This window comes from Streptomyces boncukensis, assembly GCF_011045075.1.
Taxonomy (GTDB): Bacteria; Actinomycetota; Actinomycetes; order Streptomycetales; family Streptomycetaceae; genus Streptomyces; species Streptomyces boncukensis.
In genome coordinates, this window is sequence record NZ_JAAKZZ010000273.1 from 1 (window position 1) to 10,029 (window position 10,029).

A 10,029-nucleotide genomic window follows, 5' to 3' on the forward strand; every position below is an offset into this window, starting at 1 on the left:
CCTCCCCCGCTTCCCCCGTCTCCCTCGCGCTTCCCGGTCTTCGGCGCGGTGAGCTGGATGTACTTCTCGCCGAGCAGGCTGGACTGTTCGAGATGGGCGTAGGCGCCCCGGGGCAGCTCGACCTTGCCGTTGACCTTCATCGTCACGGTGGCGTGCCACTGCCCCTCGCCGAGCGAGACCTTGGTGACCCGGCCCACCGCCACGTCGTTGACCTTGACCGCGGAGTGCGGGAAGAGGTTGACGACGTTCCGGAACTCGGCGGTGACGGTGTAGGGGTGGCCGCCGAGGTCGGCCCCGCCCGGCAGCGGCAGGTCCTCCAGACCGTCGAAGCGGGGGGAGGGGAAGCCGCCGGGGACCAGGGCGAGTCCGACCAGGCTGACCCCCGCGCACAGGGCGATGCCCGCACGGGCGGCGCGGCGGTTCACCGGCCCGCTCCCTTCGCGCCGCCCGCCGCGCGCGGCGGGGTGCCGTAGACGCCGCCGACGGGCGGCAGCGGCAGCGCGGAGCGGTCCTTTCGCTGCTCGCGGGCGCCCGCGCGGAGCTCGTTGATGTTCACCCGGCCGTCGATGGTCCGGGTCCGCTTGTTGTACGCGTTCTCCACGTTGGACGCGGCCAGCGGCAGGGTGTCCAGCGCCTCGGCGACGGACGCGCGCTGCTTGACCACGGTCCGGGTGAGCGCGGCGAGCTTGTCCACGTTGGAGCCCAGCCGGCGCCGGTTGTCCCGGACGAAGGTCTTGACCTTGCCCAGCGCCGTGCCGAGTTCCTTCAGCGCGGCCGCCAGATGCCCCCGGTCCTCGGAGAGGAAGACGGCCACGTCCGACAGCTGGGTGACGGCCTTGCGCACCCCCCCGTCGTTCCTCTTCAGCATGGTGGTGAACTTCTGCAACTGCCGGATGGTGCCGACCAGGTCGCCGCTGCTGTCGTCGAGCACCTTCGCCGCGCCGCCGAGCTGCCGGACGGTGTCGCCGATGGCCTTGCCGTTGCCGTCCAGGTTCTCCGCGCCGACGTCGAGCAGCCGCGACAGCGCACCGTCCTTGTCGGCCCCCTCGGGTCCGAGCGCGTCGGACAGGTCGGTCAGGCTCTGCAGCAGCTCGTCGATCTCCAGCGGGGTCGCCGTGCGCCGGGCCGGCACGACGCCGCCGTCCGGCATCCGGGGGCCGCCGCCGTAGGCGGGGCTGAGCTGCACGAAGCGGCCGGAGACCACGCTGGGCGAGACCACCACGGCCCGCACCATGGCCGGGACCGGGACACCGTCGCGCACCCGCAGGGTGACCTTGACCCGCTCGCCGCGTGGCTCGATCCGCCGTACGCTGCCGACCCGCACCCCCAGGACCCGTACGTCCGAGCCCTCGTGCACGCCGATCGTCCGGTCGAACCAGGCGGTGATCCGGGTGCCCTCGGGGGAGCGCAGCGTCCGTACTCCGACCACCGCTGCGGTGCCCAGCAGGACGAGGGCCAGGAGCAGGGCCAGGGCGCGTCCGGCGCGCCCTGTGGCGAAGCGGCGGCGGACACGGGCCCCGCGCCCCTTCGGGCCGCCCGGCGCGGGCCGGGAACGCGGGAACCACCGGGAGTCCATCAGCGTCCACCTCCTCGTTTCGGCGGCATGCAGCCGGTGGCCGGAGGCGTACCGGCGGGCAGGTAGTCCCGGGGCACCAGGCCGCACAGGTAGCTGTCCATCCAGCGGCCGTTGCCCAGCGCGTTGCCGACCAGCCGGTAGTAGGGGCCGGCGGTGGCCAGCGCCCGGTCGAGGTACCTGCGGTTCTTCGCGAGCACCCCGGTCACCCGGTCCAGCGCGTCGAGCGCCGGGCCGATCTGCCGGCTGTTGTCGTCCACCAGGCCGCCGAGCTGCTTGCCGAGATCGCGGGAGCCGGTGAAGAGGCGGTGGATCGCGTCGCGCCGCGCACGGACCTCGGCCAGCAGCGTGTTGCCGTCGCGGATGAGGTTCTCGAACCGCGTCCGCTGCTTGCTGAGGGTGCCGGTGACCCGGTTGGCGCCCCGCAGCAGCTCGGCGAGTTCCGTGTCCCGGGTGGAGACCGTGCGGGAGAGCGCGGAGAGCCCCTTGGCGGCCTTGCGCACATGCGGGGAGGTGTGCGCGAACGCGTCGGAGAGCGCGTCGAAGCTCTTGGCGATCTTGTCGGTGTCCAGCTCCCCGACGGTCTCGCCGAGCCCGGTGAACGCGTCCACCACGTCGTAGGGGGACGTGGTCCGCTGGAGGGGGATGCGCCGGTCCGGGTCCTGCTCCCGGGCCCCGCGGGGGTCCACGGCGAGGTACTTGGCGCCCAGCAGCGTCTTGACGCCGATGGCCACGGTGCTTCGGTCGCCGATCCAGGTGTCCTTGACGGTGAAGCGCACCTTCACCTTCGGGCCGTCCAGCCCGACGCCGTCCACCTCGCCGACCCGCACCCCGGCGACCCGGACCTCGTCGCCCTTCCGCAGCCCGGCGGACTCGGCGAAGTCCGCGCTGTAGCTGGTGCCGCCGCCGAGCAGCGGCAGCGACCGGGCGTTGAACGCGAGCAGCCCGGCGAGGACGAGCAGGACCAGGCCGACCACCGCGACCGCGACCGGGTTCCGCTCCCGGACCGGCCGGCCCCAGGGGCGGGGGACGCGGAAGCGGCGCGCGGGGGCCGCACGGAGCGGAAGCCGCCTCATGGCCGGCACCTCGCATCCGTGAGGGCGACCCCGGTCGGCGGCGGACTGCCGTCCCCGGTGGTCACGCCCGTCACCCTCGCCTCGCAGAGATACAGGTTGAGCCACGAGCCGTAGGAGGCGGTGCGCCCGATCGCCCGCATCTTGCGGGGGGTGCGGCGCAGGAAGTTCTCGACCTGCGGGGCGCTGTCGGCCAGGTTGCCGGACAGCCGGGAGACCTCCCGGATGTTCCGCTTCAGCGGCGCGCGGCCGTCCCGCAGCAGGCCGCTGGTGCTGGCGGACAGCGAGCCCATCGCGTCGACGGCCTCGCCGATGGGCTTCCGGTCCTCGGCGAAGCCGTCCACCAGCCGCTCCAGCGTGGTGATGAGGCCGGAGAACTTCTTCTCCCGCCTGTTGACGGTCCCCAGCACGGTGTTGAGGTTGTCGACGACCTCGCCGATCACGTGGTCCTTCCGCGCCAGGGTCGTGGTCAGTGAGCCGATGGTGCGCACCAGCCCGGTGACGGTGCCGCCCTCGCCCTGCAGCACCTGGACGAGGGAGCCCGCCAGCTCGTTCGTCTGCCGCGGGGACAGGCCCTGGAACAGCGGGCGGAACCCGTTGAACAGCTGGGTCAGATCCAGCGCCGGGGTGGTGCGCTCCAGCGGGATGGTCGCGCCGGGCCGCAGCGTCCTGCCGACCTCGCCGGTGCCGCGCCGCAGCGCGAGATAGCGCTGGCCGACCATGTTCAGGTACTTGACCGAGGCGGTGGCGGAGGCGGGCAGTGCGCGGTCCTCCGCCACGGTGAACTCCACCTGCGCATAGCGCCGCTGCACCACCTCGATCGACGTCACCTCGCCGACCTCGACACCGCCGATGCGGACCGAGTCGCCCTCGATGAGCCCGGTGGTGTCGGTGAACCACGCCTTGTAGCGGTTCGTCGAGCCGACGGAGGTGCCGGCGACACTGAGCGCCAGCATGCCGGTGGCCAGCGCGGTGACCAGCACGAAGGCGAGGGACTTGAGCACCGGTCCGGTCAGGCTTGTGCGGGTCACTTGAGCTTCACCTCCGTGCCCCGGAACGCCGGCCCTCCCAGCACGCTGGACCAGTCGGGCAGCGCGCCGGGCTGCGCCGCGCCCGAGGCCGCCAGCAGCTCGTTCAGCAGCTCGTTCTCGCCGGGGGAGTTGGCCGGGCCCAGTCCGTCGTGCAGTGAGGCGACCGGCCCGCCGCCGCGCGGCGCACCGCGGCCGCTTGCGCCGCCGCTGGTACCGCTGCCGCCGTCCGCGGGCCGGGCCGGGGTGCCGTCCCCGGTCCACGGCACCGGATAGCAGCGCGGGCCGCCGCCCGCGCCGTACGCGGGCGCGTCCCGGCCGGGCCGGTACCTGCCGCGGGGCTCGACCACCCGCACCCCCACCTGCAGCCCGGGTCTGCGGGTGCCCTTGCCCAGCGCCCGGTCCATGGCCGGTACGAAGTCGGCCAGGGTGCTCAGCGTGCAGGGGAACGACGGGGCGTAGCGGCGGAACAGCTCCAGCGTCGGGCGGCTGGTGGCGGTCAGCCGGATCAGATTGCGCCGGTTCTGCCGCAGCCAGCCGTCCAGATCGCGGGAGCCGGTGGTCACGGACGCGTACAGCCGGGACAGGTCCGCCTTCTTCGCGGCGAGGGTGGCGCTGGTGGTGGTGGCGTCGTGCAGCGCCTCGACGATGCCGGGCGCCGCCTTCGCGTACGTCCGGCTCGCCTCGGCGAACCGCTCGATGTCCCGGGTGAGGGTGGGCAGCTGGGGGTTGAGCCTGCCCAGATAGGCGTCCAGCTCGACCATGCTCCGGCCCAGCGCCGCGCCCCGTCCGCGCAGCGCCTGGGCCACCGCGGTCAGGGTGGCCGACAGCTTCTGCGGCTGCACGGCGGTCAGCAGCGGCAGCAGCCGGTCCAGCGCGTCCTGCAGCTCCACCGCGTTCCGGCTGCGGTCCTGCGGGATGACGCTGTCGCGGGCCAGCGGCTTGGGGGAGGGGTGCGGCGGCGGTACCAGGGCCACATAGCGCTGGCCGAAGAGGGAGGTGGGCAGCAGCTGGGCCCGTACGTCGGAGGGCACCCGGTCCAGCTGGTCCGGGTGCAGCGCCAGGGTGAGCCGGGCCCGCTCGCCGTCGCTGTCGACCCCGGTGACCTCGCCGACCACCACGCCGCGCACCTTCACCTCGGCGCGCTCGTGCATCTCGTTGCCGGCCTGCCCGGTCTCCACCACGACCGTGGCCCGGTCGGTGAACTCCTTGTTGTAGACGGCGAGGCAGAGCCAGGCCAGCAGGACGGGCACCAGGAGGTACGCCACCCCCGCCAGCCGCCTGCGGCGGGCCACCGCGCGCGCCCCGGGCCGGGTACGGGTACGGGTACGGCTGAGAGCACTCATCCGGCCACCTTCACCGTCGTCGTCGCGCCCCACAGGGCGAGGCTGAGGAAGAAGTCGGTGACGCTGATCAGCACGATCGCGGTGCGCACCGACCGGCCGACAGCCACCCCGACCCCTGCGGGCCCGCCGGAGGCCCGGAAGCCGTAGTAGCAGTGCGCCAGGATCACCAGCACGCTGAAGACCAGCACCTTGAGGAAGGACAGCAGCACGTCGGTGGGCACCAGGAACAGCTGGAAGTAGTGGTCGTAGGTGCCGGTGGACTGTCCGTTGAACAGCACCGTGACGGTGCGGGACGCCAGATAGGAGCCCAGCAGCCCGATGCCGTACAGCGGGACGATGGCGATCGCCGCGGCCACGATGCGGGTGGAGACCAGGAAGGGCATGCTGCGGATGCCCATGCTCTCCAGCGCGTCGACCTCCTCGTTGATGCGCATCGCGCCGAGCTGCGCGGTGAACCCGGCCCCGACGGTGGTCGACAGCGACAGCGCCGCCACCAGCGGGGCGATCTCCCGGGTGTTGAAGTACGCGGAGACGAACCCGGTGAAGGCGTCCGTCCCGATCTGGCTGAGGGCCGCGTACCCCTGCATCCCGACCACGGTGCCGGTGAAGACGGTGATGCCGATCATCACGCCGACGGTGCCGCCGATCACCCCGAGGCCGCCGCTGCCGAAGGAGACCTCGGCCAGCAGCCGCTGGATCTCCCTGGGGTAGCGGCGGACCGCGCGCGGGATCCACAGCAGGGCCCGCAGATAGAACAGCAGCTCGTCGCCCGGCCGCTCCAGCCAGGCCAGCCACCGGCCGCGCGGCCGGGCCCCCGGCACGGACTCCGGGCCCCCGTCCGGCTGCGGCGGCTGCTTCGCGTCGGTGAGGGCCATGTCAGATCCCCTTCGACGGGACGAGCTGCAGATAGATCGCCGTCAGCACCGCGTTGATGAAGAAGAGGATGAGGAAGGTGAAGACCACCGACTGGTTCACCGCGTCCCCCACGCCCTTCGGCCCGCCCTTCGGGTTCAGCCCGCGGTACGCGGCGACCACCCCGGCGACGAAGCCGAACAGGACCGCCTTCAGCTCGCTGATGTAGAGGTCCGGAAGCTGGGCGAGCGCCGAGAAGCTCGCCACGTACGCGCCCGGAGTGCCGTTCTGCATGACGACGTTGAAGAAATAGCCGCCCAGCGTGCCGACCACCGACACCAGCCCGTTGAGCAGCAGCGCCACCGCCATCACGGCCAGCACCCGGGGCACCACCAGCCGCTGGATCGGCGAGACGCCCATGACCTCCATGGCGTCCAGCTCCTCCCGTACGGTGCGCGACCCCAGGTCGGCGCAGATCGCGGAGCCCGCGACCCCGGAGATCAGCAGCGACACGATCAGCGGACTGGCCTGCTGGATCATCACCAGGACGCTGGCGCCGCCGGTGAAGGAGCGGGCGCCGAACTGCTCGATGAGCGAACCGACCTGGAGGGCCATCACCGCGCCGAACGGGATGGTGACCAGCATCGCGGGCAGGATGGTCACGCTGGCGATGAACCAGAACTGCTCGACGAACTCCCGCAGCTGGAAGGGGCGGCGGAACATCTGCCCCACCACATGCACCCCGAGCGCGAACAGCCGTCCGATCTCGCGGACCACGCCCAGGCCCGGCACTGGAAGCGGCGTCCGGGTCGCAGCCCGGGGCGCCCCGCGCGGCCCCGGGGCGCTCACGCGGACACCTCGGGTGCGAAGCCCGCGACGACGGCCCGCTGGGCGGCCGGCGGCAGCTCGTGCAGCATGGCCCGCACCCGCTCCTGCCGCCGTCTGACCGCCTGGCGCCGCGGCAGCCCGGGGGTGGGCTCCAGTTGCGGCATGACGGGCCGTCCTGCCGGGGTCTGCTCGACGACGCCCTGGGTCTCCTCGCGGTCGATGGTGGCCTGGTCCTTCTCCTCGGCCATCCCGATGGGCCCGGCGCGCCGCCCGCTGAGGAACTGGGCGACGACCGGCTCGTCGCTGGTCAGCAGCACCTCGCGGGGGCCGAAGGCCACCAGACCGCGCCGGAAGAGCATCCCCATGTTGTCCGGCACGGTGCCCGCGATGTCGAGATTGTGGGTGACGATCAGCATGGTGGCGTCGATCTGCGCGTTGAGGTCGATCAGCAGCTGGGAGATATAGGAGGTCCGCACCGGGTCGAGCCCGGAGTCCGGCTCGTCGATCAGGATGATCTGCGGGTCCAGGACGAGGGCGCGGGCCAGCCCCGCGCGTTTGCGCATCCCGCCGGAGATCTCCCCGGGCAGCTTGCCCTCGGAGCCGAGCAGCCCGACCATCTCCATCCGCTCCAGCACGATGCGGCGGATCTCGGACTCCTTCCTCCCGGTGTGCTCGCGCAGCGGGAAGGCGATGTTGTCGAACAGCGGCATCGAGCCGAACAGCGCCCCGTCCTGGAACATCAGCCCGAACCGCTTCCGGGCCTCGTAGACGTCCCGCTCCCGGCTCCCGACCATGTCCACCCCGTCGACGAGCACCCGCCCGCGCTCCGGGCGGACCAGCCCGACCAGCGACTTCAGAAAGACGGTCTTGCCCGTGCCGGAGGGGCCCAGCATCACGCTGATCTCACCGGCGGGCAGGGTGAGCGTCAGATCGCTCCAGATGTTCTGCCGGCCGAAGGTCTTGGTCAGGCCCTCGACGGCCACTTCGATTCCCATGCCCTCTCCCGTGGGGGTGTCGGTGCCCGCGGCTCACAGCTCGGGAAGTTCCGGTACCTGGTCCCTGCAGGCGGCTGCCGTGCACGGCACGCCCTGCCGGATCGTCAGCCGGTTGCCGGGTCCGGAGACCGCGGCGGTGAACAGCGGGTCCAGGTCCTCGCCGCCGGTCCCGCAGCCGGAGAACGGCGGGATGGTGACCTCGCCCTCCACCAGTCCGCCGGTGAGGAAGCTGTAGTCGCCGCTGAGTTCGGTGGTGAAGGGGCGTGCGGTGCGGCAGCGGGGGCCGACGTCCAGCGGCACCCCGTTCACCGCCACGTCGTGGAGGCGGATGGTCTGGTCGTAGCTGATGGCGGTGGAGAACGCGCCGCCCCGGTTGATGTTGACGACGGTGGCGGGTCCGGCCTCGAACTCCACCCGCGCGGTGACCGGCTGGAAGTCGAAGGCCAGGAACGTCGAGCGGGCGTCGGGCAGCTCGATCAGGCCCGCCGAGTCGCTCTCGGTGTAGCGGCCGTCCGGGGTCTGCACGGTGCGTTTGAGGTACGCCATCTCCAGCAGCCCGAGCCGCCGCGCCGGATCGTTGACGATCATCGCGCTGCCCTGTTTGCGCACGGTGGCGTAGCCGACGGGCACGACGCACAGCGGGAACGGGGTGCCGTCCCGCACCACAGCCCCGGGCGGCGGCTCGGGCAGCCGCCGCTCGTCTAGGTCCACGTCGGGCGCCTCGGACGGGCAGTCGCCCACGTCGGCGTCCGCGGCGGGCCCGACCGTCAGCCGGCGCCCGTCCGGCGCCGGGTCCTGCCGCCGCGAGCCGGACCCCGGGCCCCCGGAGCCGCGCGTATCGGAAGGGCCGGTGGAGTCGGAGGGGCCGGACGAGCCGGACGGGTCGCCGGAGGGCGAGGGGGTGGCCGAGCCGTCCGGTGCCGGTGCGACCGGCACCGTGGCCAGCAGCAGATTCTGGTCGCCGGGCCGGGGAGCGCAGGTCAGCCGTGCGGCGGCCGGAGCGGACGGCTCGCCCTCGCGACCGGCGCGTGCGCCGCCGGTGCCCGAGGCCGGGTCGCGCGGCAGCGACTGGAGGTCCAGGACCAGCTTTCCGGCCGTGAAGATGACGTCGCCCGGCGCTTCCACGGTGACCGGAGGCACCGGGCCGCGGTGCCGCAGGACCAGCGCGCCGCCGCCTGGCGGGTGCACCGGCGGCGCGGTCAGCCCCTTCCAGTCGGCCACCGCCCGCTCGCCCCGCTGGGTGACGGCCGTGCTCAGCGTCGCGATGCCGCCGATGCCGCCCGCCGCGTCCGGGAACAGGGCGCTGACCGTGCGTCGGGGCAGGGTGACGCGGACGGTCACCCCGTCCGGACGGAGCGGTTGGCGGGGGACACCGGCCTTGGGGAACCTCGTGGAGATCTCGGCCAGGACCGTGTGCTCCGGTCCCGGCGACGCGGTCTCGCACACGTACGCCACGCTGAGGGGAGACCGCTTCTCTCCGGCCGCCGCGGGGGTGGATCCGGGGGCAGCCGAGGCGAGCAGCAGCACGGCGGCCGCGGCGGCCAGGGCGGTGCGCGCGGGAGAGTCCGCGCGCACCGGTGTCACCAGGATGTCGATGACGCCTCCGCAGGTGAGGCCGACGGCGAAGGCGTCCTCGTCGCTGTAGCCGAAGGTCTGGAACCGGGGTGTGCCCGATTCCATCACCTCCTGGCACAGTTCGTAGACGGCGCCCTCCACGCACCCGCCCGAGACGCTGCCGACGGCCTCGCCCTCCGTGTCGACAGCGAGCGCCGCGCCGGGCTGCCGGGGGGCGCTGCCGCTGACCGCCACGACCGTGGCGACCGCGAACTCGCGCCCCTGCCCGCACCAGCGGCTCAGCTCGTCGGCGATGTCCAGCATCAGGTGCTCCTCACTGCGTCACTCGACACCCAGCCAGTGCTCGATCGGGCCGAGCGCGAAGTAGGCCAGAAAGACGGCGGCCAGTACCCACATCAACCAGCCGGGCTCGCGGAACTTCCCCTGCACTGCCCTGATCATCACATAGGAGATCACCCCGGCGGCGATTCCGGCGGTGATGGAGTACGCGAAGGGCATCAGCACCGTCGTCAGGAACACCGGGGCGGAGACCGCCGGATCGCTCCAGTCGATGTGCGCGGCGTTCGTCATCATCATCGCGCCGATGACGACCAGCGCGGCCGCCGCCACCTGCGGCGGGATGATCTGCGCCAGCGGGGTGAGGAAGAGGCACAGGGCGAAGCCGAGGCCGGTCACCACGCTGGCGAGGCCGGTGCGGGCGCCGTCCCCGACCCCCGCTGTGGACTCCACGAACACCGTCTGTCCCGAGGCCCCGGCCAG

At 73.0% G+C, this 10,029-nt stretch carries 10 protein-coding genes and 1 pseudogene; all 11 read right to left on the reverse strand.

Going from position 1 to position 10,029, the window contains the following annotated elements; translation table 11 throughout:
• Nucleotides 1–425 (reverse strand): MlaD family protein (locus G5C65_RS23115; RefSeq protein ID WP_165300837.1); only part of this gene is annotated, 425 nt, incomplete at its 3' end.
• A complete protein-coding gene (locus G5C65_RS23120; protein ID WP_165300838.1) occupies nt 422–1,576 on the reverse strand; it encodes an MCE family protein in 1,155 nt (384 codons plus the stop codon). The genes G5C65_RS23120 and G5C65_RS23115, both read right to left, overlap by 4 nt.
• The gene (locus G5C65_RS23125) at nt 1,576–2,649 is read right to left on the reverse strand and encodes an MCE family protein (protein WP_165300839.1); all 1,074 of its coding nucleotides are present in this window, start codon (nt 2,647–2,649) and stop codon (nt 1,576–1,578) included. Before G5C65_RS23125 ends, G5C65_RS23120 begins: the two co-directional genes overlap by 1 nt.
• Nucleotides 2,646–3,677, reverse strand: a complete 1,032-nt coding sequence (locus G5C65_RS23130) for an MCE family protein (protein WP_165300840.1) — start codon at nt 3,675–3,677, stop codon at nt 2,646–2,648. The genes G5C65_RS23125 and G5C65_RS23130 overlap by 4 nt, the downstream gene beginning before the upstream one ends.
• Nucleotides 3,674–5,020 carry an MCE family protein gene (locus G5C65_RS23135; protein ID WP_165300841.1) on the reverse strand — a complete coding sequence of 449 codons (1,347 nt, stop codon included), beginning with the start codon at nt 5,018–5,020 and terminating at the stop codon, nt 3,674–3,676. The genes G5C65_RS23130 and G5C65_RS23135 overlap by 4 nt, the downstream gene beginning before the upstream one ends.
• On the reverse strand, nt 5,017–5,895 hold the full coding sequence (locus G5C65_RS23140) for an MlaE family ABC transporter permease (protein WP_165300842.1): 879 nt from the start codon (nt 5,893–5,895) through the stop codon (nt 5,017–5,019). The genes G5C65_RS23135 and G5C65_RS23140 overlap by 4 nt, the downstream gene beginning before the upstream one ends.
• A 1-nt stretch (nt 5,896) precedes the next feature.
• On the reverse strand, nt 5,897–6,721 hold the full coding sequence (locus G5C65_RS23145) for an MlaE family ABC transporter permease (protein WP_165300843.1): 825 nt from the start codon (nt 6,719–6,721) through the stop codon (nt 5,897–5,899).
• The gene (locus G5C65_RS23150; RefSeq protein ID WP_165300844.1) at nt 6,718–7,695 is read right to left on the reverse strand and encodes an ABC transporter ATP-binding protein; all 978 of its coding nucleotides are present in this window, start codon (nt 7,693–7,695) and stop codon (nt 6,718–6,720) included. The genes G5C65_RS23145 and G5C65_RS23150 overlap by 4 nt, the downstream gene beginning before the upstream one ends.
• A 33-nt stretch (nt 7,696–7,728) precedes the next feature.
• Nucleotides 7,729–9,150 carry a DUF6801 domain-containing protein gene (locus G5C65_RS40495; RefSeq protein WP_338146602.1) on the reverse strand — a complete coding sequence of 474 codons (1,422 nt, stop codon included), beginning with the start codon at nt 9,148–9,150 and terminating at the stop codon, nt 7,729–7,731.
• A 24-nt stretch (nt 9,151–9,174) separates the two neighbouring features.
• A pseudogene (locus G5C65_RS23155) lies at nt 9,175–9,573 on the reverse strand (XdhC family protein); the annotation flags it as partial.
• An 18-nt stretch (nt 9,574–9,591) separates the two neighbouring features.
• Nucleotides 9,592–10,029: solute carrier family 23 protein (locus tag G5C65_RS23160; RefSeq protein ID WP_165300845.1), on the reverse strand; the 438-nt coding region annotated here is incomplete at its 5' end.